The 23,843-nt window shown below is 64.7% G+C and carries 28 protein-coding genes; 10 read left to right on the forward strand and 18 right to left on the reverse strand.

The features are described 5' to 3' along the window. Positions 1-41: 41 nt before the first annotated feature. On the reverse strand, positions 42-305 hold the full coding sequence (locus ACSC1R_RS11375) for a MarR family transcriptional regulator (RefSeq protein WP_439025860.1): 264 nt from the start codon (positions 303-305) through the stop codon (positions 42-44). A 192-nt stretch (positions 306-497) separates the two neighbouring features. Between ACSC1R_RS11375 and pan1 the strand changes: the two genes are divergently transcribed. Together pan1 and ACSC1R_RS11385 are read left to right on the forward strand one after the other, a co-directional pair. Beyond that, positions 498-1,715 carry a proteasome-activating nucleotidase Pan1 gene (gene pan1 / locus ACSC1R_RS11380; RefSeq protein ID WP_439025861.1) on the forward strand — a complete coding sequence of 406 codons (1,218 nt, stop codon included), beginning with the start codon at positions 498-500 and terminating at the stop codon, positions 1,713-1,715. A 116-nt stretch (positions 1,716-1,831) separates the two neighbouring features. Further along, entirely contained in the window at positions 1,832-2,023 is a 192-nt protein-coding gene (locus ACSC1R_RS11385; RefSeq protein ID WP_439025862.1) for a hypothetical protein, read from the forward strand. Between the two features lie 160 nt (positions 2,024-2,183). Here the strand turns inward: ACSC1R_RS11385 and ACSC1R_RS11390 are convergent, their stop codons facing one another. The 5 genes from ACSC1R_RS11390 to ACSC1R_RS11410 form a co-directional block, all read right to left on the reverse strand. Continuing rightward, complete coding sequence (locus tag ACSC1R_RS11390; protein ID WP_439025863.1) at positions 2,184-3,857, reverse strand: potassium transporter TrkG; 1,674 nt, start codon at positions 3,855-3,857, stop codon at positions 2,184-2,186. Beyond that, positions 3,858-4,547, reverse strand: a complete 690-nt coding sequence (locus ACSC1R_RS11395; RefSeq protein ID WP_439025864.1) for a potassium channel family protein — start codon at positions 4,545-4,547, stop codon at positions 3,858-3,860. Between the two features lie 45 nt (positions 4,548-4,592). Then, on the reverse strand, positions 4,593-5,141 hold the full coding sequence (locus ACSC1R_RS11400; RefSeq protein WP_439025865.1) for a plastocyanin/azurin family copper-binding protein: 549 nt from the start codon (positions 5,139-5,141) through the stop codon (positions 4,593-4,595). Positions 5,142-5,185: 44 nt separating this feature from the next. Then, positions 5,186-6,238, reverse strand: coding sequence for a M42 family metallopeptidase (locus ACSC1R_RS11405; RefSeq protein ID WP_439025866.1), 1,053 nt, complete (start codon positions 6,236-6,238; stop codon positions 5,186-5,188). 115 nt (positions 6,239-6,353) lie between these two features. Continuing rightward, positions 6,354-7,247 carry a DMT family transporter gene (locus ACSC1R_RS11410; RefSeq protein ID WP_439025867.1) on the reverse strand — a complete coding sequence of 298 codons (894 nt, stop codon included), beginning with the start codon at positions 7,245-7,247 and terminating at the stop codon, positions 6,354-6,356. A 234-nt stretch (positions 7,248-7,481) separates the two neighbouring features. Here ACSC1R_RS11410 and ACSC1R_RS11415 point away from each other — a divergent pair, with 234 nt between their 5' ends. Next, positions 7,482-7,967 carry an Lrp/AsnC family transcriptional regulator gene (locus ACSC1R_RS11415; protein ID WP_439025868.1) on the forward strand — a complete coding sequence of 162 codons (486 nt, stop codon included), beginning with the start codon at positions 7,482-7,484 and terminating at the stop codon, positions 7,965-7,967. An 89-nt stretch (positions 7,968-8,056) separates the two neighbouring features. Beyond that, positions 8,057-8,320, forward strand: coding sequence for an MTH865 family protein (locus ACSC1R_RS11420; protein ID WP_439025869.1), 264 nt, complete (start codon positions 8,057-8,059; stop codon positions 8,318-8,320). Between the two features lie 35 nt (positions 8,321-8,355). On the opposite strand, the gene pdhA is transcribed toward ACSC1R_RS11420, so the two are convergent. Continuing rightward, positions 8,356-9,387 (reverse strand): pyruvate dehydrogenase (acetyl-transferring) E1 component subunit alpha, encoded by a 1,032-nt coding sequence (gene pdhA / locus ACSC1R_RS11425; protein WP_439025870.1) that lies wholly within the window; start codon positions 9,385-9,387, stop codon positions 8,356-8,358. 242 nt (positions 9,388-9,629) lie between these two features. On the opposite strand from pdhA, the gene ACSC1R_RS11430 reads away from it, so the two are divergent. From ACSC1R_RS11430 to ACSC1R_RS11440, 3 genes are all read left to right on the forward strand, one after another. Next, positions 9,630-10,958, forward strand: a complete 1,329-nt coding sequence (locus tag ACSC1R_RS11430; protein ID WP_439025871.1) for a M28 family peptidase — start codon at positions 9,630-9,632, stop codon at positions 10,956-10,958. 72 nt (positions 10,959-11,030) lie between these two features. Further along, positions 11,031-11,798 carry an ATP-NAD kinase gene (locus ACSC1R_RS11435; RefSeq protein ID WP_439025872.1) on the forward strand — a complete coding sequence of 256 codons (768 nt, stop codon included), beginning with the start codon at positions 11,031-11,033 and terminating at the stop codon, positions 11,796-11,798. Positions 11,799-11,843: 45 nt separating this feature from the next. Further along, positions 11,844-12,302 (forward strand): DUF7313 family protein, encoded by a 459-nt coding sequence (locus ACSC1R_RS11440; protein WP_439025873.1) that lies wholly within the window; start codon positions 11,844-11,846, stop codon positions 12,300-12,302. A gap of 471 nt (positions 12,303-12,773) precedes the next feature. Here ACSC1R_RS11440 and ACSC1R_RS11445 read toward each other — a convergent pair whose 3' ends face one another. The 8 genes from ACSC1R_RS11445 to ACSC1R_RS11480 are packed head-to-tail and all read right to left on the reverse strand — an operon-like array spanning position 12,774 to position 17,785. After that, positions 12,774-13,034 carry a DUF7314 family protein gene (locus ACSC1R_RS11445; protein ID WP_439025874.1) on the reverse strand — a complete coding sequence of 87 codons (261 nt, stop codon included), beginning with the start codon at positions 13,032-13,034 and terminating at the stop codon, positions 12,774-12,776. Next, positions 13,027-13,350 carry a DUF7315 family membrane protein gene (locus tag ACSC1R_RS11450; RefSeq protein ID WP_439025875.1) on the reverse strand — a complete coding sequence of 108 codons (324 nt, stop codon included), beginning with the start codon at positions 13,348-13,350 and terminating at the stop codon, positions 13,027-13,029. Before ACSC1R_RS11450 ends, ACSC1R_RS11445 begins: the two co-directional genes overlap by 8 nt. A gap of 21 nt (positions 13,351-13,371) precedes the next feature. After that, positions 13,372-14,130 carry a cytochrome bc complex cytochrome b subunit gene (locus ACSC1R_RS11455; protein WP_439025876.1) on the reverse strand — a complete coding sequence of 253 codons (759 nt, stop codon included), beginning with the start codon at positions 14,128-14,130 and terminating at the stop codon, positions 13,372-13,374. Between the two features lie 9 nt (positions 14,131-14,139). Continuing rightward, a complete protein-coding gene (locus ACSC1R_RS11460; protein ID WP_439025877.1) occupies positions 14,140-14,934 on the reverse strand; it encodes a cytochrome b in 795 nt (264 codons plus the stop codon). A 4-nt stretch (positions 14,935-14,938) separates the two neighbouring features. Then, positions 14,939-15,823 carry a ubiquinol-cytochrome c reductase iron-sulfur subunit gene (locus ACSC1R_RS11465; protein ID WP_439025878.1) on the reverse strand — a complete coding sequence of 295 codons (885 nt, stop codon included), beginning with the start codon at positions 15,821-15,823 and terminating at the stop codon, positions 14,939-14,941. Positions 15,824-15,826: 3 nt separating this feature from the next. Next, positions 15,827-16,216, reverse strand: a complete 390-nt coding sequence (locus ACSC1R_RS11470) for a DUF7318 family protein (protein WP_439025879.1) — start codon at positions 16,214-16,216, stop codon at positions 15,827-15,829. Between the two features lie 3 nt (positions 16,217-16,219). Next, positions 16,220-16,882, reverse strand: coding sequence for a plastocyanin/azurin family copper-binding protein (locus ACSC1R_RS11475; RefSeq protein ID WP_439025880.1), 663 nt, complete (start codon positions 16,880-16,882; stop codon positions 16,220-16,222). Between the two features lie 60 nt (positions 16,883-16,942). Next, a complete protein-coding gene (locus ACSC1R_RS11480; protein ID WP_439025881.1) occupies positions 16,943-17,785 on the reverse strand; it encodes a DUF7319 domain-containing protein in 843 nt (280 codons plus the stop codon). A 97-nt stretch (positions 17,786-17,882) separates the two neighbouring features. Between ACSC1R_RS11480 and ACSC1R_RS11485 the strand changes: the two genes are divergently transcribed. After that, entirely contained in the window at positions 17,883-18,377 is a 495-nt protein-coding gene (locus ACSC1R_RS11485) for a DUF7321 family protein (protein ID WP_439025882.1), read from the forward strand. A gap of 37 nt (positions 18,378-18,414) precedes the next feature. On the opposite strand, the gene ACSC1R_RS11490 is transcribed toward ACSC1R_RS11485, so the two are convergent. Next, entirely contained in the window at positions 18,415-18,735 is a 321-nt protein-coding gene (locus ACSC1R_RS11490) for a hypothetical protein (protein WP_439025883.1), read from the reverse strand. Positions 18,736-18,884: 149 nt separating this feature from the next. Here ACSC1R_RS11490 and ACSC1R_RS11495 point away from each other — a divergent pair, with 149 nt between their 5' ends. Further along, a complete protein-coding gene (locus ACSC1R_RS11495; protein WP_439025884.1) occupies positions 18,885-20,396 on the forward strand; it encodes a hypothetical protein in 1,512 nt (503 codons plus the stop codon). A 20-nt stretch (positions 20,397-20,416) separates the two neighbouring features. Here ACSC1R_RS11495 and nth read toward each other — a convergent pair whose 3' ends face one another. Further along, entirely contained in the window at positions 20,417-21,103 is a 687-nt protein-coding gene (gene nth, locus ACSC1R_RS11500; protein WP_439025885.1) for an endonuclease III, read from the reverse strand. Between the two features lie 410 nt (positions 21,104-21,513). Here nth and mvaD point away from each other — a divergent pair, with 410 nt between their 5' ends. Further along, positions 21,514-22,521, forward strand: a complete 1,008-nt coding sequence (gene mvaD, locus ACSC1R_RS11505) for a phosphomevalonate decarboxylase MvaD (protein WP_439025886.1) — start codon at positions 21,514-21,516, stop codon at positions 22,519-22,521. Here mvaD and ACSC1R_RS11510 read toward each other — a convergent pair. Next, positions 22,518-23,783: an MFS transporter gene (locus ACSC1R_RS11510; RefSeq protein ID WP_439025887.1), complete on the reverse strand. Its 1,266-nt coding sequence runs from the start codon at positions 23,781-23,783 to the stop codon at positions 22,518-22,520. The two genes, mvaD and ACSC1R_RS11510, sit on opposite strands and share 4 nt — an antisense overlap. Between the last annotated feature and the right edge of the window lie 60 nt (positions 23,784-23,843).

Genomic DNA, 23,843 nt, shown 5'->3' on the forward strand with positions numbered 1-23,843 from the left:
TCGGGACCGACGACGCGGGACGTCGTCGGCAGGTGTGTCGCCTACTCGATGTTCAGGGTGTACAGTCGCTTGCGGGCGTCGGAGAACGAGAACCGGGAGTGGACGGCGTCCTCTTCTTCGAGCCGGTTGAGAGCGTAGCGGACGGTCCGCGGCGGGAGCAGTGTCTCCTCCGCGAGCTGACTCTGGGTCAGCGTGTCGTTGTACTCCAGCACCTTCGCCACCAGCTTCGCACTCGGGGGGAGGTCGCGAACGTCGTCCCAGCTCCCCACCGGTTGGTCGGTCTGTTCCAGTTCGGTTGCGCTCATCGTACCCAACACTTCCAGATACTCTCTAATAATACTTACTGTATATGATTATGCCCAGAAGTAATTTTATTTCGGTACGTACCACCAGTACACAGTTTCAGAATCACCAGACGCGGCGGTGACCGACAGGTTCATGCCCCTGTCGGTGCCTCACCCGAAGCCTCTTAAGAATCAGAACCCAAAGCAACTGTGATGACCGACACTGTGGACGACGTCGACCTTCCCTATGACGAGGAGGAGGCGTCCCAGCAGGAGAAAATCGAAGCGCTCCAGGAGCGTTTGGACGTGCTCGAGTCCCAGAACGACGAGATGCGCGACAAGCTCTTAGACGCGAACGCAGAGAACAACAAGTACCAGCAGAAACTGGAGCGCCTGACCCACGAGAACAAGAAGCTCAAGCAGTCGCCGCTGTTCGTCGCCACCATCCAGGAACTCACGGACGAGGGCGTCATCATCAAGCAACACGGCAACAACCAGGAGGCGCTCACCGAAGTCACCGCGGAGATGCGCGAGGAACTCGAACCCGATATGCGGGTCGCGGTCAACAACTCCCTCTCTATCGTCAAGACCCTCAGCAACGAGACCGACGTGCGCGCTCGCGTGATGGAAGTCACGAAGAGCCCCGAGGTGACCTACGAGGACATCGGTGGCCTCGAAGAACAGATGCAGGAGGTCCGCGAGACCGTCGAGATGCCCCTCGAGAAGCCCGAAGCCTTCGAGGAGGTCGGCATCGACCCGCCGTCTGGCGTCCTGCTCTACGGGCCGCCGGGCACCGGGAAGACGATGCTCGCGAAGGCCGTCGCGAACCAGACCGACGCGACGTTCATCAAGATGGCTGGCTCCGAACTCGTCCACAAGTTCATCGGTGAAGGGGCAAAGCTCGTCCGCGACCTGTTCCAGGTCGCCCGCGACCACGAGCCCGCCGTCATCTTCATCGACGAGATAGACGCCATCGCCTCCAAGCGGACGGAGTCGAAGACCTCCGGCGACGCCGAGGTCCAGCGCACGATGATGCAGCTGCTCTCGGAGATGGACGGCTTCGAAGACCGCGGCGAGATTCGCATCATCGCGGCGACGAACCGCTTCGACATGCTCGACCGCGCCATCCTGCGGCCGGGCCGGTTCGACCGCCTCATCGAGGTGCCAAAGCCCGACGCGGAGGGCCGTGAGATCATCTTCCAGATTCACACCCGCAACATGAACGTCTCCGACGACGTCGACTTCGCGGAACTCGCCGAACTCGCCGAGAACGCCTCCGGTGCCGACGTCAAGGCCGTCTGTACCGAGGCCGGGATGTTCGCCATCCGTGACGACCGCCGCGTCATCACGATGGAGGACTTCAACGCCGCGTGGGAGAAGATTCAGGCAGAAGAGGAAGACGACCCGGACGTCTCCAAGACCTTCGCCTGAACCTGGGCAGCCTCCTCGTCAGCGACTCGTCCCTTTTCGATTCTCGTCCCCCGAGTCACCACGTCGATTCGCTCTCTGGCGAAGTTTCAATAGCACCCCCGTCCGAGGCAAAGACGATGCCGCCAACACAGTGCCCGGATTGTCGTGGCGAGCTCGTAGAGGCCACCGCAGGGACGGGGACGACCGAACTGGTCGTCAGGCCCGTGACCGACGAGGACGGCCGGTTCCTCGGGATGGGGGACTGGCAGACGACCACCGCGAAACTCTGTACGGAGTGTGGTCGCGTCCTGCTGTACGCCGACGACTGAGCGACCCGTCACGACCCGACCGCCCTCTTTTAGTCGATGACGAACCACCACCGGTATCTCCTGAGAGAGGCCGTCCGCCGTCTCGCGGGTGTGTGGTACCGCGGCGGACGGATTCGACCCGGTACCGCCTGTTCGCCCTACTCGACGAACAGTCCGCAGGTCACGGGTTCAGTCCCTTGAGCGCCGACCGGAAGAACACCAGCACGGGAATTATCTCCAGTCGTCCGACCCACATGTTCAGCAGGAACATCGTCTCCGCGACCACCGGCATGTCCGGGCCAGTGATGCCGGTCGAGAGGCCGACGTTGCCCTGCGCACTCGCGACCTCGAACAGCGAATCCGCGTAGGTGAACTCCGGGCCGGCGACGTTCACCAGCACCAGACTCGTCGCGAGCAACAGGATTATCCAGAGCATGCTGACGATGGCTGCTTCCGAGAACTCGCGGTCCATCTCCTCGCGACCGAGCGTCCGGTCGCCGATAGAGACGTTGACGACCGCGTTCGCTGGCAGGAACACCCGCGAGAACTGCCACTGGATACCCTTCGAGACGGTGTAGCCGCGGATTATCTTGATACCACCGACGGTCGACCCGGCAGCTCCGCCCATCGTCATCGCACCCGCGAGCAGGAGCTTTCCACCGTCGGACCACCGCCCGATTGGCGAGGACTGGAAGCCGGTACAGGAGAGCGCGCTCACCCACTGGAACGTCCCGTCCCGGATGGCGTCGAACTGGGCGGTCGAGAGCGTCGGAAGTGGTGACGGGACCGTCGCGCCGTAGCCCGCCGACGCGAGCCCGACGAAGACGTTCTGTGCGGCGAGGACGACGATGCCACCGCCGAGCAACAGGAACAACCAGCGCGTCTGGAGGTCCTCGACAAGTTCGCGCCAGCGCCCCTCCGAGAGAATGGCGTAGTGGATCGGGAACGCGATGGCACCGAGCGTCATCACCGGCAGGAGGACGGACTCGATGAGCGGGGAGTTGTACGACTCCATCGAATTGTCCGTCACGGAGAACCCACCAGTCGAGAGCCCGGTCATCGCGTGGTTGAGTGCCTGCCAGAACGCCTCACCCACCGGGTAGCCTTCGGCCAGCCAGATGGTGAGAAACAGCGCGGCGACCGAGAGCAGGGTGTACCCGACGAAGATCTTCCAGACGGTCCTGACCGTCGAGACGACGCTCGGGTGAATCTTCTCTTCGCGCGCTTCCGAACGGTACAGCGCGTAACTCCCACTCCCGGGCCGGGAGAGGATGGAGACGGTGAGGACGATGACGCCCACCCCGCCGACGTACTGGATGAGAGACCGCCACCACTGCACCGACCGCGGGAGCGACGGCTCGTGGATGGCCATCGTGAGCCCGCTGCCCGTCCAGCCGCTCATGGACTCGAACAGTGCGTGGAGCGGGTTTCGGAAGTATCCGAGACTGGACTTCGTCGCGAGTCCACCCGCGGTCACCACGGGCCAGTCGCCCGTGTCGGTCCCTGTGGGGACGTACCCGTTCATCACTGTCTCCGGGGTCACCCACGCCACGAGGAAGAACGCGACTGCGCCGAAGACGGCCGTCGCGAACCACCCACCTGCGGCGATGACCATCCCGTGTTTCATCATCGGGTCGGGGGCCTCAGCGAACACTCGACGGCTCAGTCCACCGACGAGTGCCGTGATGCCGGCGGCGGCGAGGAAACCGAGGGCCGGGTAGAACTCGCCGAAGACGAGGGCGACGCCTACGGTGAGCCCCATCAGTCCCGCCTGCATCAGCAACAGCGTCCCCACGTCGCGAAGGATGATAGCGAGGTCTGCCGGGACGCCCGCGAAGGTTCTGGTGCGGGCCATCTACTCGAGGTCGTGGTCCTCGTAGTGGCCGAAGATATCGGTCACGTCGGGCGTTGCACCGTGCTGTGCGTAGACGGTAAGCAGGTCTCCGGGCTGGACGACGGTCTCACCTCGCGGCGTGATCGGGTCGCCATTGCCGTTCCGTTCGATGGCGACGATGAGGATACCGTGGTCCAGTACACCCTCGCTGTTCGCCTCTTCGAGGGTGTACCCCGCGATAGGTGCCTGTTCGTCGACGGTTATCTCGAACACTTCGGCGGTGTCGCCGACTTTCATGTAGTCCTTGATGGACGGCCGTTTGACCGCCCGGTAGAGATACTCGGAGATGAGTCGCTGTGGGTTCTCCATCGTCGTCACCCCGACACGCTCGAAGAGGTTCATGTGCTCGGGGTTGTGGACGACGCTGACGACCGCCGGCACCTCGCGCTCTTTGGCGAGCAACGAGACCATGATGTTGGTCGCGTCCTGGTCGGTCGTCGAGATGATGGCGTCGGCGCGCTCGATACCGGCCTCGTCGAGCGTCTCGGCGACAGTCGCGTCCGCGTTGATGACGAGGCAGTCGAACTGCCGGGCGGCCGCGTCAGCCTTCGACTGGTCCTGTTCGATGACCACGACCTCGTTCTCGTCACGGGTCGCGATCTCGATGAGGGGCGTCCCGATGTTGCCCGCACCGACGATGATGATGTACATTAGGCGCGGGTTCAGGACCCGCCGTCGAAAAGGTACCGTTCTCGATTATTCGGGCGTCTCGTAGTCGCCTCCGTACTTGAGGAAGACGAAGGCGAGCGACAGCACCGACAGCATCGCGCCGAGGGTCGCCACGCCGATGGCCTTGGCCGAGTCCGGGAGCGTCGGGCCACCGCCGCCGCCGCTGGAGGGGGCCTGACCGGTCTCGTTGACGACGATGGTGCCTTTCATGCCGAGGCCGGCGTGGGGGTCACACTGGTACTCGTAGGTGCCCGTGGTGTCGAACGTCGACGTGAACGAGAACCCGGAGTTCTCGATGGGCTTGTGGCCCTCCCACGACGCGCCCTCTGGGACGCTCGTCGGGTTCACGTTGTGGTTGTCGGACTCCCAGACGAACTCGACGGTGCCGCCCACGGCAACGTAGAGTGGGTCCTCGGTACCGGGGGTGTAGACGTAGTTTCCGCCCGGACCGACGGTCACCGTCTTGGTCTCCTGTGCACTGGCCGTGTCAGCCGTGGCTGCGACGGCTGCTGCCCCTGCAGCGCCCTTCAGAAACTGCCGGCGAGAGACGGGCGCGTCCTCTGTATCGCGGCTCATACTGACCGCTTTGGAGTCGGTTGTAGTGAAATCTTCGATACGGCTCACAGCGTGTAGTCGTGTTCGCCGTCCTCGCTCTCGAGGAAGGCGGCGGTCAGGTCGATACAGGCGGCGACGTCGTCCGCGTGGGCGACCTCTGTCGGCGTGTGGAGGTAGCGCGTCGGGATGGAGACGGCGCCGACCGGGAGCGCCCCGTGGGAGTACTGGAGGCCACCGGTGTCGGTTCCGCCCGAGGGGAGCACCTCGAACTGGTGGGCGATGTTTTCGGCTTCGGCGACGGCGCGGAGCCGGCGGTGGACCTTCGGGTTCGTGATGACCGAGGAGTCCTTGAGCTTGATGCCGGCGCCCTCGCCGAGTCGGGTGACGTGGTCCCACTTCTCGAAGCCCGTGATGTCGTTGGCGACCGTCGTGTCGAGCGCGAGGGCGAGGTCCGGGTCGACGTCGACGCCGAGTGCCTCTGCCCCGCGGAGCCCGACCTCCTCCTGGACGGTCGCGGCGAAGTGGACGGTCACGTCGGGGTCGTCGATGCGGCGGGCGAGTTCGAGCATGATGAAGACGGAGACGCGGTTGTCGATGGACTTCCCGGAGATGCAGTCGCCGAGGACCTCGGTGTGCTGGGACATCGTGACGAGGTCGCCGACGGATACCGCCTCCTCGACCTCGTCTGCGGGCAGGCCGAGGTCGACCTTCACGTCGTGGACCGTTCGCTCCTCGTCGTCGTCCTCGCCACCGGTGTGGGGCGGGACCGAACCGATGACGCCGGGAAGGTCGCCGTCGTCGGTACGGATGTTCACCCGTTCGGCGCGGAGAATCTGGGGGTCCCAGCCGCCGAGGGCATCGATGGTGACGAAGCCGTTCTTATCCACGTGGCGGACCATGAAGCCGATCTCGTCCATGTGGGCGGCGACGAGGACGCTGTAGTCGCTGTCACCCTCGATGGTCCCGACGACGTTGCCCATCCCGTCGCTCTCGATGGTGTCGACTTCCGGTTCGAGTTCGCGACGGACGATGTCGCGGACGGTGTCCTCGTACCCGGGTGCGCCGTGTGTTTCCGTGAGTTCGACGAGCAGTTCGTAGTCGAAGTCGAAGGAAGCCATGGCAGACACTGGCGAACCGCACACGTAAAAACGGGCCGAATCCGGTCCGTTCGGGCCTGCTACAGCAGATTAGGGAACCGTCGGCGATTTCCGATAGCGTACCACTTCCGGTCGGTCAGTAGTCGGTCGGCAACCGCTTGCGGACGAACCCGGAGAGCGCGTGGCGCTTGATGAGCGCGAACCCCGCGAAGATGACGACGAAGCCGAGCAACGTCGTACTGTCGACCAGGTCCCCGAACACCAGCCAGGTCACGACGGTGGCGACGACGGGTTCGAGGTAGCCGACGAGGTTGATCTCGGTCGGGCCGAGGCGGTCGAGGAGTTCGAAGTAGAGCAAGAACGCGACGACACCCGAGACCAGTGCGAGGTACGACAGCGAGAGCATCGCAGTGCCGGTCCACTCGATGGCGGCGACTGACTCACCGCGAGCCAGGCTCACGACGTGGAGGAGCCCAGCCCCGAGCAACATCGACCAGCCCTCCATGGTCTGGACCGGGAGCCCGGAGTCCAGCGGTCGCGTCAGGACGCTTCCGAGCGCGAAACTGGTCCCGGCGATGAACACGAGGAGGATACCGACGAGGCTGCTCGAAAGGGCGGTCCCCGGTTCGGGCTGGACGACGACCACGACACCCGCGATGCCGAACAGGAACCCGACGGCTCCGAGCGGCTGGAGGGGGTCGTCGACCTTGAGGACGCTACCGAACCCGGCCGTGAGGATGGGTGAGAGACTGATGACGACGGCCGCGACCGCGCCGGAGATGTGCTGTTCGCCGATGTAGAGCAGCGCGTGGTAGGCCGCGAAGACGAAGAGCGCGGTCACGCCGGTCTGGAGCCACTCGTCCCGCTGGCGGGGTCGCCAGCGGTCGGTCGAGTACAGCGCGTAGCCGAGGACGATGAGTCCGGCCACGTCGTACCTGAGCGCGGCGAAGAGGAGGGGTGGGAAGTGGTGCAAACCGACCTCGATAGCCACGAAGGAGGTACCCCAGAGGATGGCCAGAATGAGGAACATTCCGCTCGTATCTGAAACTCGTCTCCAAAGGTTCGCGTGAATCATGTTCGTATCTGCAACTGTGGCCGACGGTAGATATTAAAGACTTACGTAACTAGTGGGCAGATTTTGGGTTCTCAAACAGTGCTGTCCAGAAAGCCTGTAGATTTATTTGAAAAATACTCTTCTTATTGAACCTCATTCGAAATAGTATGTGGCGAACGTTCATTACCGTGGCACGTCGACCCCGATTCGATGGATGAACGCGACGTGCGCTTGCTCAAGACGATCGCCGAGCTGGGGACGGGGAGTCCCGAGCGACTGCACGACGAGACGGGTATTCCAGTGTCGACGATACACTACCGGCTGAACAACCTCAAGGAAGCTGGCATCGTCGAGAACGACCTCTACGACATCGACAAGGAGGCCTTCGGCCTGAGTGTCACCGTCATCATCGAGGTGCTGGCCGACTACAGCGGCCCCCACGAGGTCGTTTCCGACCAGTTGCGCGAAATCGAAGGGGTCACACAGGTGTTCTCGACGATGGGCGAGACGGACTTCATCGCCATCGCCCGCCTGCGCGACAGCGACATGGTCGGGCGCATCATCCGCGACTTCGAAGAGGTCCCGGAGGTCCAGCGGACGAACTCGACGTACGTCATCGACACGCTCTGGGACGACCCGCGTGGACTCCAGAGCTACAGTCTCGAGACGCTGCTAGAAGAGTTCACCGAGGAGTGAGTCCACGCCGCAACTGACCACCCCCGGTAGACGACCCGACGCACCACCGGCGGGGAACGTTTTTCCGCACCCGCGCCCGACCCGCAGGTATGGACGAGGCTGAGGCCGAACGCGACCTCCGTGCCCAGCTCACGGCAGCACTGGAGTCGGCCTCGTACCCGGTCGCCGACCCGTTCGACCTCGTACCCGCGATACCCGGCGGACCCCAGACGCGGTTCGAGGTCGGTGACGAACGGTATACGGCCATGGAACTCGCCGTCAGGCTTGGGGAGTACCAGTCGTTCCCGTACGAGTCGGTCGACGAACTCGTCGACGACGTCATCACGGCGATGCGAAAAGAAGGATTACTGTAGCAGGGTCGTACTGGTCCTGTCGGTGGCGTCAGTGGTCAGTGGTCGACACGCGGTTCGTCGACCAGCTGACGACGCTGGTGGCGGAGCCTGTCGGGCATCTCCGCGTACGCGTGCTCGAACATCTCCTCGGGTTCGAAGCCGGTGTGTTCTTCGGCGGCCGTCACCGCAGCGGCGACCTCCTCCGTCGCCCACTGGTGGACGGCTTCCTCGTCCTCCTCGGACCAGCCGAACTCCTCTTCGAGGTAGGTCCGCGAGCGGTCGAGGGGGTCCTCCTGGAGCCAGTCGGCGGCGTCGTCCTCGTCGCGGTACTTCGAGGGGTCGTCGGTCGTGGTGTGGGCGCCACGGCGGTAGGTGACGGCCTCGATGAGCGTCGGGCCGCCGCCGTTCTTGGCCTTCTCCAGCGCCTCGGAGACGACCTCGTGGACGGCGAACACGTCGTTCCCGTCGACGCGGACGCCCTCGAAGCCGTACGCCTGTGCCTTCTGGGCGATGGTGGCGCTGGCGGTCTGGCGCTCGCGCGGGACCGAGATGGCGTAGCCGTTGTTCTGGCAGAAGAACACCGTCGGCGCGTTGAACACGCCGGCGAAGTTCAGCCCTTCGTGGAAGTCGCCTTCCGAGGTCGCACCGTCGCCGAAAGAGACGAGGGAGGCGACGTCGTCGCCTTTCAACTGGGCGGCCATCCCGACACCCGTCGCGTGGGGCAACTGGGTCGCGATGGGGATGGTGATGGGGAACGTGGTGAGGTCCTCGGGGTCCTCGCGGTCGATGTACTGGCCGTCGCCGAGCAGGTGCAAGAGGACTTCGCGCAGGCCGATGCCCCGCTGGACGTACATCGCGTGGTCCCGATACGTCGGGAACAGGTAGTCGTCGTCTGCGAGGGCAGCGGCCGCGCCGACCTGTGCGGCTTCCTGGCCGCGCATGGGGGCGTAGGTTCCGATACGCCCCTGCCGGTGAAGGCTGATGGCTTTCTCGTCGAATGTCCGGGCGAGTACCATTGTCTCGTAGAGGGACTTCGCCTCTTGTTCCGAGAGCTGGCGGTCACCGACGGCAGAGCCGCCCGGAGACATAACACGAACGAGATTTTGGGCCTCACTTGACATTAGAACCACCTGAGGGTCTATCGGATGATTGGGCCAATAGGTAATAAAACATCGCCCCACCCAAGATATGGCGTGGAATAATAGACGAGGTATATAAACCCAAAAACGAAGCGTCGAGAAAGCTGTTGGTGTGGTACTTCCAAATGAAAAATCGTTAGCCATGTGCCGGAGTCGCAATCCTTACGCGCGACGGGGGCAGACGCGAGAACATGACTGACTGGATCGGCCGGACCTTCACCAGTGATACGGGATGGGACCACCTCGAAGCCCTCGTCGACGTCGGGAACCGGATGGCCGGCTCTCCGGGCGAGCGAACTGCCGCCGAAGCGACTCGAGATGCGCTCGAGGCGGCCGGCGCACGAGACGCGCACCTGGACGAGTTCGACATCCAGGGGTGGGCGCGTGGCACCAGCGCCATCGAGGCCGCCGACGAGACGTTCTCGAAACAGCACGAGTGCATCGCCCTCCCCCGGAGCCCGGGCGAGACGGCGAGCGGTGACCTGCTCGACCTCGGGTACGGCCTGCCGGACGACTTCGCGGAGGCCGACTGTGCGGGCAAGGTCGTGATGGTCCGCTCGGACATCCCCGACCACTACGACCGCTACATCCACCGACGAGAGAAGTACTACCACGCGGTCGAGGCCGGTGCGGCCGCCTTTATCTACCGCAACCACGTCGAGGGGTGCCTCCCACCGACCGGCTCCGTCGGCACCCAGGCGGACCCCATCGGAGAAGTTCCGGCCGTCGGGGTTTCGGCGGAGACGGGCGCACAGCTCGCCCGGAAGTACGACGGCGACGAGGTGACAGTCTCGGTCGAGGCCACCACCGCCGATGCGACGAGCCAGAACGTCCACGCCGAACTCGGCCCGGACACTGACGAAGAGGTTCTGGTCACGAGCCACGTCGACGCCCACGACATCTCCACGGGTGCCATGGACAACGGCGCTGGGACGGCGATGGTCGTCGAACTCGCGCGATTGCTCGCCGACCGCGAAGACGAACTCGACACGCGCGTGCGATTCGTCTGCTTCGGTGCGGAGGAGGTCGGTCTCGTCGGCTCCGAGTACGAGGCGGACCAGACCGACTTCGAGTCCGTCAAAGCCATTCTCAACAACGACGGGGTCGTCCAGGCGCGCGACCTCGCGTTCTACACCCACGGGTTCCCGGAACTGGGTGAGGCGCTCGACACCGTCGCGGACCGGCTCGACCATCCGCTCAAGGCCGTCCCGAAGCAGGGCCCCCACAGCGACCACTGGCCGTTCACCCAGTGGGGCGTCCCGGGCTACCACGCTTACGGGGAGACCAGCGGCACGGGTCGTGGGTGGGGACACACCCACGCCGACACCCTCGACAAACTCGAGAAGCGAGACCTGCGCGAACAGGCCATCCTCCTCGGCGAGCTCGCGGTCCACCTCGCCAGCGACGAGTTCACCGTCGCGCACCGCGACCCCGACGACATCGCCACCGCGCTCGAAGACGAGGACCTCGCGGAGGGGATGCGCATCACTGGCGACTGGCCGTACGACGAGCAGGAGTAACACCACGGCGACAGGGTGGAACGCGGCGGCGGAGTGGAGCCTTTTTTGTCGGCGCGGATGCGAGTACGACGTATGGACAGCGTGGCGGGCAACGAAGAGCAGTCGCCGGCGGTCGGTATCGCAGGTGAGTCGGACACAGAGCGCGTCGCCCAGGTCGAAGCAGCCATCGCCGACACCGACGCGACGCTCCTCCGTGGCGACCCGGCCACGCTCACAGACCAGTCGCCGACGTTCGTCGTCGCCGTCGGCGAGTCGGCGGTGCTGGACCTCGTCCGTGCGGGCGTCGACGCCCCCGTCCTTCCTATCGATGCCGGGCCGGGCGTCAGGTCGGTCCCCGCCGGCTCGCTCGCCGACGCCATCGCGAACGCGGTCGCAGGCGAAGCCAGCACCGAGCCCCGTCGCTGTTTCGACGTGGACGTCGACGGAGACAGCGCCGTCGCCCTGTTCGACGTCACACTCGTGACCGCAGAACCCGCCCGCATCTCCGAGTACGCCGTCCGGTCCCGGGACCACCTCGTCTCGCAGTTCCGCGCCGACGGCGTCGTCGTGGCGACCCCCACGGGGAGTCGTGGCTACGCGAAGGCCGCCGGCGGCCCGGCACTCGAACCCGGAACCGGGACCGCCGTCGTCGTCCCCATCGCGCCGTTCGCCATCCAGTCGAACCACTGGGTCGTCGCGGACGACGAACTCGTGCTCTCGGTCGAACGCGACGAGGGCGTGGTCTCACTTCGGGTCGACGACCGCGCGCTCCGTGAGGTCGACCCCGACGTCTCCGTCTCACTCTCGGCTGGCCCGTCGCTCACCCTGCTTTGTACCCCCCAGAGCGACGGTCGCTGGTAGGCCGCATTGGAAAAACTCTAATGGAACCGCGACAGAGACACGACTATGGACCCAGATACGATGTTCGGACCCCTCGACCAGGTGCTCGCCCAGGAGGTCGTCGGCGGGGTTCTGGCCATCGAGTACCTGCTACTGGTACTCGTCGTGCTCAACATGGGCACGCGCTTCCTCAGCTACCGGAACGACGTGAAGCAGGCAGAACAGGAGGACACGGAATCACTCTCGCGATGGATGCCCCACGAGTTCACGAACGTCGTGCTCATCCTCGCGACGTTCTACTACACGACCGTCGAACCCCACGGTGGTGTCGTGCTCTCGATGCTCGTCGTCGGCATGTTCCTCGCCGACTTCTTCGAGTTCGAGGTCCGGGAAGTCGACGTCCGCAAGGACGCGAAACCTCGGGCACCCAAGGGCGCACTCGGTGCTTCCGTGTTCGTCCTCGCGTACGCGGGCTTCCAGTCCCTGTTCTTCCTCGTGAAGGGCCTCTGGACCGCGGTCGTCTGAGACGACAACCAGTTCTTTCTCGCGTTTCCGACCCTCGTAGCCCTGCTCGTCGACTGCTGTAGCGTGTGGTTCCGGAGGCGTGCTATCCGTCTTCTAGACCGGGACGGGCCGGTTTCCTCGACCTCCGCGTCTGTCGCCCTTCGCCGTTCGGAGTCGACGGCCACCGGGTCGCCCACAGACTCGTAGCCAGACTCTCTGAACCAGCACACACGAGTATCTGGTCGAGATACCGTGGCACTCCCGTCACACTGGCCTCGATGCTGCCTCGACCCTGCTCTCCTCCGACTGCAAACTTGCCCTACAGCAACACAGCAACACTCGTGGCCTCGCCGTTCGGTCCCCTGGCCACGTCTCACAGCAGCGGTCGAGATACCCGCACCAGCCGAACATCCTTTCGCCGACTGCGTACGGCCGAGACCGCTACAGGCGTCGCTACAGGGTGCAGAGAACGCAGGGAGAGAAGTCGTAGGGTTATTCGCCAGCCATCTGGGCGCGGAGTTCCCGTGCCGCCGGGATGACGACCCAGAAGGTCAACATCCCGAGGATGGTGAACCAGAAGAGGCCGTTCTTGACCATGATGCCGAGGGCGTCGTACGCACCCGGGTTCTCCGGGCCCGCGCCCGTCAACTGCGCGCCCTCGAAGCTCGGCGTGTTGTACCATCCGGCGAGTACCATCCAGATGAGGCCCGCACCGGTCCCGATGGCGAGGCCCTTGCCAAATTCGTCAGCCATTATCTGAATCTTCGGTGGTGTCGTCTTTAGACTTTCCCATTCCCGCGGTCCGGAATCGCGTCGAGAAGGCGTACACTGCTGCCCCGCCGACGATGAGTGCGAGTCCGAGCAGCGCGAGGACGACGTTCACCTCCGAGAGGTCCGCCGTTGCACGGTTCGTCGCACTATCGAGCAGGACGAACCCTCCGATGACGCCGACCATCGCGAGTAGCGTGGCGACCACCGTCACCGTCTTGTACAGCCGTAGCGGTACCTCGACCTCGCGACCGCGTGGGCCAGCCGAGTCTGGCGACTGTTCTTCGTCAGTATCGTCCATGAGAGGAGATGGGAACCGGGGTTACTTCGGCGGGCGCAGGCGGTAGTAGCGCCGGTTGAGACTGTACATGTATCCCTCCTGCATCGACTTGAACACCGCGTAGGCGACGAGTCCGGCGATGGGCGGGATGAGGAACGTCAGGTCGAACAGCAGGTTTGCGTCCATCGGCAGCAGGTTCTTGACCGACAGCGCGGAGATGGTGAACGCGAACACCACGCCCATCACACCGACCGCACCCCAGAACGGCTGCTCGACGGGACGACGCGCGCTCCCCTTGTTCAGGAAGGGCACGATGGCGATGAAACCGACGACCACGACGTTCGCGAGAACACCGTAGGTACGGTCGGACACCAGCTTCTTCCCGCCGAGAATCGCCAGCTCGGGGTTGAGCGGGCCGAGCTTCAACAGGCCGAACGACCAGTAGAGATACCAGTCGGGCAGGATGATGGCCGGCGTCGTGGACGGGTCCGCAGGCGGCCCGATGTGTGGCGGGAGCGTGGCCGCGAGGAAGATGGTCATCCCGACGAAGAAGCTCGTCAGGGCGAGGTTGCGAATCATCTCGTGGGGCCACGTCGGGAAGCCCAGCACGTCGCGTTCGACGTAGTCGGACTCCATCCGGAGGTCCTGGTCCTCGCGCCGCGCGCGTTCGAAGTACTCGTAGGTCAGCCGGGAGAGGCCCTGCGAGCGCTCCTTGCGCTCACGCCACGTCGGGACCTCGTCGTCCGGCGCGACGATTCCGGTACCGCTGCCGTCTGTCATTGGTTGGTTGTCGTCTGACATGGTTCTCGATTAGTGCGGTTCCGCGATGCCCTGCATCCAGACGATGCCGATGTGGATGGCGATGAGCGTCGTCACCACGAACGGCAACACGAACACGTGCAGGATGTACATGCGCTGCAGCGTCGCCTGGCTCAGCGAGAAGCCGCCGAACAGGAGCTGTGCCACCCACTCACCCGCGAGCGGGATGGACAGCGACATCTCGACGCCGATCTGACCGGCCCAGTAGGCCAGCTGGTCCCACGGGAGCAGGTAGCCGGTGTACCCGAACACCATCGTCAGCGAGATGAGGATGATGCCGAGAATCCAGTTGAGCTCGCGTGGTTCCTTGTACGCGCCCGTGAAGTACACACGGAGCATGTGCAGGAACACTGCTGCGACCATCACCTGTGCCGCCCACCGGTGGATGGACCGGAGCATGAACCCGAAGTTCAGGTCGGTCATGATGAACACGATGCTGTTGTACGCGGTGGACGGGTCACCGGTCGTCGCCGGGGAGTAGTAGAACCCGAGCAGCGCACCCGAGAGTGCTGCGACGAGATACGCTAACGTCGAAAAACTCCCTAACGCGTACAGTGGGTACCAGTACCAGAACTTGTTGTCGAGGTTGTACTGCTCCGTGTGACTCTTCGGCATCTGGAGGTTGACCTTGTAGTAGAGGTTCTCGACGAGCTCCAGATAGTCCACGAGCCGGAGACGCTTGTCCATCCAGATGAGGACGGTCAGGTACGTCTTCTCCACGGGAGTGAGGTCTTTCGTCTTCATCCACCCGCTGTGGTCGTATTCGTCTTTCTTTTCAAGACTCATGATATCACTCCTTGTCCGGACGTGGCAGTGCCACGAACGACGTTTCGACGATGTTGAACGGGTCGTACACCGACTGGTGGCACTGGCAGTAGATCGCGTCTGCGGCACCGAACTTCGCAGAGCCTTCCTTCTTGAACCCGGGCACGCAGCAGAAGTGCGTGCACTTGTTCAGGTGGGCGATGACGCCCTTGTCGGTGCTGGCGGCGAGCCAGCTGTCCGGGTTCTCCTTGGCCATCTGTTCGATGCGCTCGGAGCGGATAATCTCGACTGGCATCGTCTCTGCCGGTTCGAGGCCCTCCGACCGCCAGGTACCGTTCGCCGGTTTCCCGAGGCCGGGGGTCCCGACGCCGTTCTCCCAGGACTTGTAGTCGGAGAAGTCGCTGAGCTTCATCCTGTCGCCACCGCTGACCTCCTCGTTCTGCCACTCGTACTGTGAGCTGCTGGTGTAACGGAAGTAGTTCGTCAGGTCGGAGTTCTCCTCCGCTGCATCCGGGTAGACGCCCGAGTAGGTCTGGACGCCACAGTACTGGAACCACTCCGAGGAGTACTCGACGCCACCGATGGTCTCCTTGGCGATGGTGACCTCACGACCCTGCTGGGTCTCGGTGGACACCTCGGGCCAGACGCCCTTGATGTAGAAGTCGTCTTCGCCATCGATGGGTTCGAGTTCGATGGGAATCTGTGGCATCCCGCGCGGAGCGGGACCGTCCGTGTTCTCGACCGCCCGGAAGGTGGTGGTCCCACCACCCGCACCGCTCGGGGCTGTCGCGGAGTTGACGGCGGCGGCACCCGCGGTGGTGATACCTGCGAGTGTCGCACCGCCCACGACGCCCTTTACGAAGCGGCGACGGTCCGATTCGACCGGATATTTGTCTTCGTCGAATGGCATGGTTTATCTCTTGTAGTAGGGGTAGACCGCACGTTTGAGTGTGTCCATCGCGGATGCCCCGCCGATATCGACTCCATCGACGTCCTCCTGACGGATGTAGAGGTCCTCCCACTTGCGACGGCGCTTCTTGACGATCATGACGTCGGGGAGGAACTCCTTGCGGTACAGCAACAGGATGAACGCGAGGTCGATGAAGATGATGGCGAGGAGGAATCCGAGGTACATGTTCCCGACTTCGTCGAGACCCCACCCGTTGACGAGACCGTACGTGAACAGTCCGACGAAGACGATCTCGATGACGGTGAGGAGCACGATGGCGACTGCTGCGGCCGTGCTCTCGCGGGCCGGTTCGTAGCGGTGGATATCACCGTAGTTGCTTCCTTTCGTTGACATGGTTTACTTCCTCCCGGGGCTGCTGCTGTGTGCAGACTCCCCGTACTTGAGGATGTAGAACGTGAACATCAGTGAGCTGATGATGGCGAGGATGGTCGCGATACCGACCCAGTGGGCCTGGAACGGGACGCCCATGTGTTCGGGGTCCACCTCACCGCCGCCGCCGCTGGAGGGGGCCTGACCGGTCTCGTTGACGACGATGGTGCCTTTCATGCCGAGGCCGGCGTGGGGGTCACACTGGTACTCGTAGGTGCCCGTGGTGTCGAACGTCGACGTGAACGAGAACCCGGTGTTCTCGATGGGCTTGTGTCCCTCCCACGACGCGCCCTCTGGGACGCTCGTCGGGTTCACGTTGTGGTTCTCGGACTCCCAGACGAACTCGACCGTCGTCCCGGGCGTGATGTAGAGCGGACTGTCGGTACCGGGCGTGAAGACGTACTTCCCGTCGGGGCCGACCGTGACGGTCTCTGTACCTCCGCCGCCGCCTCCACCGGAGGTACCGGTACCAGTTCCTGTGCCTGTCCCGGTCCCGGTCCCCGTGGAGGTGCCGGACGTTCCGGAGGTCGTCGTTGTCTCCTCCTGCCCAGCGGCAGACACCGCCGTGCTCGCTGCTGCAGCGCCTCCGGCAACGCCGCTGGCAGCCTTCAGAAAGTCCCGCCTATTCATACATGAAATGCTCAGGATTGGGTTCGCTTAAACCCACCGATGCCGCCGCCGAGAACGGGTTTACGAATCGGGGTTCGCGGCCGATTCCGTCGATTCGTCCAGCTCGCGCCGGGTCGCCGGATCGAACCCATCGAGGGGTTCGACCGGTGGGAGGAACTCGGGACGTTCGCCGTCCTCCAGCCCGATAGCGCGGAGCCGGTCCTTGTACTCTTTCGCGCGGAAACGGTCGGAGAGTCGAGCGTTCGCGACGGTGAGGAACAGGACGCCCGCGGTGAGCAGGAACACGATACCCGCGACCACCATCACGCCCTTCGCGATGGCGGCATCTCCCGGGCCGCCGGGGTTCGGGACGAACGCCGCGCCGCCGAACAGCGCCAGCGCGCTCGCGGTCAACACGAAGGCGACGGCCTGGAGCATCCAGTTGCCGAGTTCGCCGCTCCCCTCGGGAACCTCGTCGGGGTGGGGGAGGACGGCCTGCGCTGGGGGCTCCGACGGCTCGTACTCGTCCATCGAGCAGAGCGCGACGGTCGGCTGGACGTCCCGGAGGACGGTCCCGAAGCCATCGACGGACCCGTCCGGGAACACCAGCGCGTAGCCCTCGTCGGAGTACGCGAGTAGACAGTGCTCGCTGTCGTGGCGGACGCGCTCGACGATGGCGAACACGTCGCGGCTCGCGACCTGGGTGTTCAGGTCCTGCTCGACCCGGTCGAGGAGTTCCTCGCCGACGATCCACGTGTCCGGGTCGAAGACGGCATCCCACTCCTCGTAGGACATCTCGGCCATGTCCTGCGGGCCGAAGTTCTCGAAGTCGTAGGTCTCCTCGACGCGTCGGCGGAGTTCCTCTGGTGACGGGTCCGACACGTCAGCGTCGGTCCCACCGTCCGCCCGTCTCGGTCGAGTCATCTGTCGGAAGTTGGGACCGGACCGGTATACGCTTTCCGAACACCAGTCCCTGCCCGGTTTCAGACGGTTTAACCCGTCGGCCACCTGAGGCACGAACATGGTCGCCGACACGACGATTGCGACGGTCGCGCTCGCCCTCGTGACGGTGAGTTTCCCGTTCTACCTCTACGGTGCCTGGATAATGATCGACGCCGAGACCGTCACGTGGGACGTACTCACCTATCACCTGAAGTTCATCGTCACCGGCCTCACGTTGAACACCGTCCCCGTCGTCGCGTGGATGGGCCCGCGCCTGTTCGAGCAACTCGGCGGCCTGGCCGCACTTCACGCGTTCCTCGGCCTCCAGGCGTACGCACTGCTGGTGTTCGCGCTCACGGGTATCGTCCGCATCATCAGTGCGAAGCGGCGCTACAACCTGTATCACGACCCGGACCAGGACGTCGACCTCGACGACCTGGGCGAGAACATGAGTCACTGGCGGAAACGGCTCCGCATCGGGGTCTTCGGGTACGTCGTCTTCTGGATACTGGCGTACGTGCTCGGCGTCGGTCGCTACCTCATCCGGTACGGGTTCCTCGAAGCACCGTTCTGACCGCCGACTCTGGCGCGGCGTTCGGGTTCGCCTCGGGTCAGTTCGGGCCCTGGTTCGGCATCTCGTCCGGCGCGTTGTCCGCGTTCGTCTGGTTCTCGGCTGTGGTGCTCTTTTTCTCCGTGTTCTCGTGTTCGCCCGGCTCCAGTTCCTCCTCCTCGCGTTCTTCCATCGACTCTTCGTGTGCCTCCTCGACCGTTTCGCGTTCGTCTTCCGGAACGGGGTCGTCCGTCTCGTCGACGGACCCTTCCCCCGGGTCGCCGAGTTGGTCGGGCAGCCCCGATTCGTTCCGTCGTTCGACGTGTGTGTTCTGGTCGGCCTCGTCGGTCGTCTCCTCGTCGCTCTCTTGCTCGCCTGTCATATCCACTGGTTGGGGAGTGGTCGAGGAGAGTCCCCGGCCTAACGGGTTAGCCTCCCGGCAGGTGGTCTGAAATGAACCCTCGAATTTATTAGCCACGCATACATTCCTATATTCTAACTGTTCCGAAATGGGGGGAACAGGGGGATACCATGCACTGTCACGCTCGCGGGATGACGGTTACGAAGCGAGTATCGATCGACGAACAGGGGCTGACACGGGTTCGACTGGAACTCACGTCGAAGTACGACGTGCCTGTGGACGTACAGGTCGTCGACACTATCTCGGACCCGGTCGGGTTCGAGCAAGTCGGCGTCCCGGACGGTCCGGGTGAGTGGCGAGGCTTCGACGACGGCTCACTCGTCTGGGCTGGTCGGGTCGTACCGGACGAACCGACGGTCGTCCAGTACGGGCTCTTGCTGCTGGACCCGGCTGCAGTCGCGACGCTCGAGCGGGAACCGACCATCGAGTCGGTCCAGCGGGCCGACGCCTACGACGGTCGTCGCGACCTCGCCGTCGACCCGGAGTCCCAACCGGTCGATTTGCAACCGGTCGAGGCACTCCCGTCCGACGAGCGCGTCCCGGAGTCGGTGTTTGCAGCCGTCCGCGACCTCTCCGAGGCCGGAGACGACGACCGGCCGACGACGTCGGAAGGGCTCTATCGGTTCGAGATCGCGTTCGCAGATGGGGACTCGTCGCGCCAGTACTCGGTCGTGCGTGAACTGCTCAACGGGACGAACGTCCTCCAGACGGACCCGGCCCTGTCGACACTCGAGGAGAACCCTGGCGACTCGACCGTCGAGGTCGTCGTCTGTACACGTCTCCCACACCCCGTCGTCGCGGACGCGCTCACGTCGATAGACGGCGTCGAACACGTCTCGACGACGGTCCTGCGCGAGCGCCAGCCGAGCGAACGAGACGGGTCCGCACGGGATTCGATTCAACAGACGTTCGAGTCGCTCCGTGAGTCCGTCGACACGGCCGCGTACGACGACTTGCAGGACGAACTCGCCGAGGCCGGTTTCGAGGCCAGAACCCAGCACCGCGAACACGACGAGTCCGACCGCATTCAGTTCGAGGAGTTGGTCGCAGACGGCGCCGAACCGACCGACGGGCTGGTCGACCGGCTGCTCGACGAACTCGAGGACGGGTCGGTCTCGGAGGAAGAGCGCATCGCATTGCGCCGGAAGCTTGGCTTCGACCCCCAGCGGAGCACCGAGGTCAGAATCGACTACCTGCAGTCCCGGGTCGAACGCTTCGCGGCTTACGCCGACGCGATGGAGGCGTTCCTCGACGAGAACGGGACCGGCAAAGAAGCGCTCGAGGACCTGCAGACGGACCTCGACGCCCTCGAAGCCGAACACGAAGCCCTCTCGTCGGAACTCACTGCGGAGCGCGAGGACCGTGAGCGACTGCACGAGACCGTAGACGCACACGAGAAGGAACTTCAGCGACTCGACGAGCTGGAGTCGTCGCTCGACTCCCTGCGCGTCGACTTCGAAGCACGGGCCGAGACGGTGACCGGTGAACTGCGCGAACTCCGCGACGCCGTCGACGAACTTGCCGGTGCCATCGAGGACGTCGACGGCCGTCTCGACGACCTCGAGGCACAGGTTTCAGAGAACGCGAAGGTTCGACAGGCACTCGCCGGTCTGTCTGACTGACCCGCCGAACCGTCCGTTCCTCAGTTCCAGGGGTCGCCCGACGCCAGGTCGACTTCGCTGTCGCCCTTCGCCGAGGGACAGATGTCTGCGAGGACGCACGCGTCACAGTCGGGGTTCCGCGCGTCACAGATGGCCCGCCCGTGGTCGATGAGGAGGTGCGTGAACTGCTGCCAATGTTCCTCGGGGACCACCGGCATGAGGTCCGCTTCGATGGCTTCGGGGCGCTCCTCCTCGGTCAGCCCGAGCCGCCGAGTGAGCCGCTGGACGTGGGTGTCGACGACGATGCCCTCGACGATGTCGTGGCCGTGCTGGAGGACGACGTTGGCGGTCTTTCGACCGACGCCAGGGAGGTCGGTCAACTCGTCCATCGTATCGGGGACGTCGCCGTCGTGTTCCTCGACCATGATGCGACCCGCGTCGACGAGGTAGCCGGCCTTGTTGTTGTGGAACGTGATACCGTAGATGTCTTCGGCGAGTTCCTCCGGGTCGGCTTCGGCGTAGTCCCTCGCACTCTGGTACTTCTCGAACAGGTCCGCGGTCACCTTGTTGACACGCTCGTCGGTGCACTGTGCCGAGAGGACGACGGCGACGAGCAGTTCCAGCCGGTTCCGGTACCGCAGAGAGATGGTGGAGTCCGGGTAGGCGTCCTGTAGTCGTTCGACGACCGCTTCGGCCTGTGCTGCACGAGGTTCGAGTGGCGTGCCCATGGTGCAGTGTTCGCCGGGGTGGGTTTCAGCGGTTCGATTCGGGTGGTCCAGCGGAACCTTACCTGTAATGGCCAATGGTTATTGGCCGCACGAACAATCACCTATGTGAGGAGTTCCCCGGCCGACCTTGCCGGCCACCCGTTCCGACGAGCTTGTGAGGCACCCATACGCGCTTCGGAGCGGGCGTCCGGCGGGTAGGGGGGACCGGGGGCCCCTCGTGCCCGAAAGCCCTTACGAACTGATACGATCGGACGCGAGTCCGACTCCGACCACTGGGTGTTCCCCGACTGCTGCTGCCAGCGACCAGACCAGAACACCCGGCCATCCGTCGTTCCGTGACCCGTTCTCCCTGATTGTGCTGTCTATCTATTGCCGTGACTTTTAAGCGCGCACTCGTTGGGTACTCACGTATGAAGGCAACCGCGATGGCGCACCCGATTCAGGGCCTCGTCAAGTACCACGGTATGCGTGACTCTATCGAACGACTCCCGTACCACGACTCTATCAGCGTGTGTACAGCCCCGAGTCACACGAAGACGACCGTGGAGTTCTCCATGGACTACGACGAGGACGTGTACATCGTCGACGGCGAGGAACTGGACGGCCACGCCTACGACCGGGTCGAGCGCGTCGTCGAGAAGGCCCGCTCGATGTCCGACGCCGCCCACACGGTCTACCCGGTCAAACTCGAGTCGGAGAACTCCTTCCCGTCGAACGTCGGGCTCGGGTCGTCCTCCTCCGGGTTCGCGGCTGCCGCGATGGCACTCGCCGAGGCCGCAGAACTCGACGCCTCGCTGGGTGACGTCTCCACGATAGCGCGCGTCGGCTCCTCCTCCGCGGCTCGCGCGGTGACAGGCGGGTTCTCGTACCTGAGCGCCGGGCTCAACGACGAAGACTGCCGTTCACACCGTCTCTCGACAGACCTCGACGACGAGTTGAAGACCATCGTCGCACTCGTGCCCGCGTACAAGAACACCGACGACGCACACGAGGAAGCGGCGGACAGCCACATGTTCGACGCCCGCCGCGCCCACGTCCAGGACCAGCTCGTCGAGATGAAAGACGCGCTCCACGACGACGACCTCGACCGCGTCTGTGAAATCGCCGAACACGACTCGCTCTCGCTGGCCGCGACGACGATGACCGGCCCCGACGGGTGGGTCTACTGGCAGCCCGCCACCCTCGCCGTGTTCAACACGGTGCGTGAACTCCGCAACGAGGGCTACCCGGACGACGACGACGTCGACTCTGTCCCCGTCTGGTTCTCCACGGACACCGGCGCGTCAGTGTACGTGAACACGACCGCCGAACACGCCGAACGCGTCAAGGAAGCCGTCGCGGAGACGGGCGTTCGCACGACCATCTGGGAGGTCGGTGGGTCCGCGAAACTCCTCGACGAAGACGAGGCACTCTTCTAGGCCAGCGACCCCGGCTCTACTCCCGTCGGCGACTCGAACGTCCTGAGCGACGGCACCAGCAGCCAGTACGACGCGGTGAGGACCGTCCCCGCCGCGCTCACCAGTAACACTGTCCGCGTCCCGACCAGTTCTCCGAGGACACCGCCCAGAAGGACACCACCGGGCGAGACCAGACTCGACGCACTGGACAGCACCGAACTCACCCGGCCGAGGCGGTCGTCGGGGACGCCAGACTGGAGCGTGGCCATCACCGAAACGTTGTAGATGCCGACGGGGACTCGCGAGAGCATGAACAGTGCCACCGACAGGACGGGACGTGCGACCCAGATGCTCACGGCGAACAGGAGGCCGGATGCGGTCAACCCGACGATGGTCGACCGGCCGAGCGGGACGGATTCCACCCACGACGAGAGCAACGACCCGCCGACGGTGCCCGCGGTCAGCCCGGCCAGCAGGAGGCCGTACGTCCCGGCCCCACCGAGGTCGGCGGCGAACGACGGGAGGACGGCGAAGGCGACGCCGAACAGGAAGTTCGCGAACAGGCTGCCGACGAGCATCAGCCCGAGGACCGAGCCGGTGAGCGTCTCGATGCCCTCGCGGAGGTCCCGAACGTACGTGTCACGGTCGAAGCCAGCTGGCTGCGTGGAGTCGTCTTCACCGGTCGCCCCGCGCGAGGTGTCGGGGACGTCGAGGCTGAAGAACAGGAGTGCCGCGAGTGCGAACGTGGCGGCATCGACGACGTAGACACCCACCGCGCCGACGAGGACGATGAGCGCACCACCGATGCCACGTGCGAGCGCGTCGACCGTCTTCCCGACCGCCGTGGCCGCGGCGTTCGCCCGGACCAGCGAGTCGTCGGGGACCAACCGTGGGACCGCCGCAGTCTGGGCCGGCCCGGCGAACAGACCGACGAGCGAGAGCACCGGCATCGTCGCCAGCACGACCACGACCGACAGGGACCCCGTGAGCCACGCGAGGGGGACCACGAGGACGACGACCCCCTGTGCCAGTTCGGAGAGCGTGAGGACCCGACCAAGCCGCGCGCGGTCGACGATGGGGCCGACCAGCATCGAGAGGACGCCGGGAATCTGTGTGAGAAATCCGGCGAGACCGGTGTAGGCGGTCGACCCGGTCAGGTCGAAGACGAGCCACATCGCCGCGACGGTGTAGAGCCCGTCGCCGAGGACGCTCACGGTCCGACCCGTGAGCAGCCGACGGAACTCCCGGTGGCGCAACACCGAGAGGCGGTCTGGGAGCGACATACGCGACGATTCGACCATGCCGCACTTGGCCGTTCCGCGAACGCCAGTTCTGTAGCCGAG

This window comes from Haloarchaeobius ordinarius, assembly GCF_051801355.1.
In the GTDB taxonomy this organism is placed as follows: Archaea; Halobacteriota; Halobacteria; order Halobacteriales; family Natrialbaceae; genus Haloarchaeobius.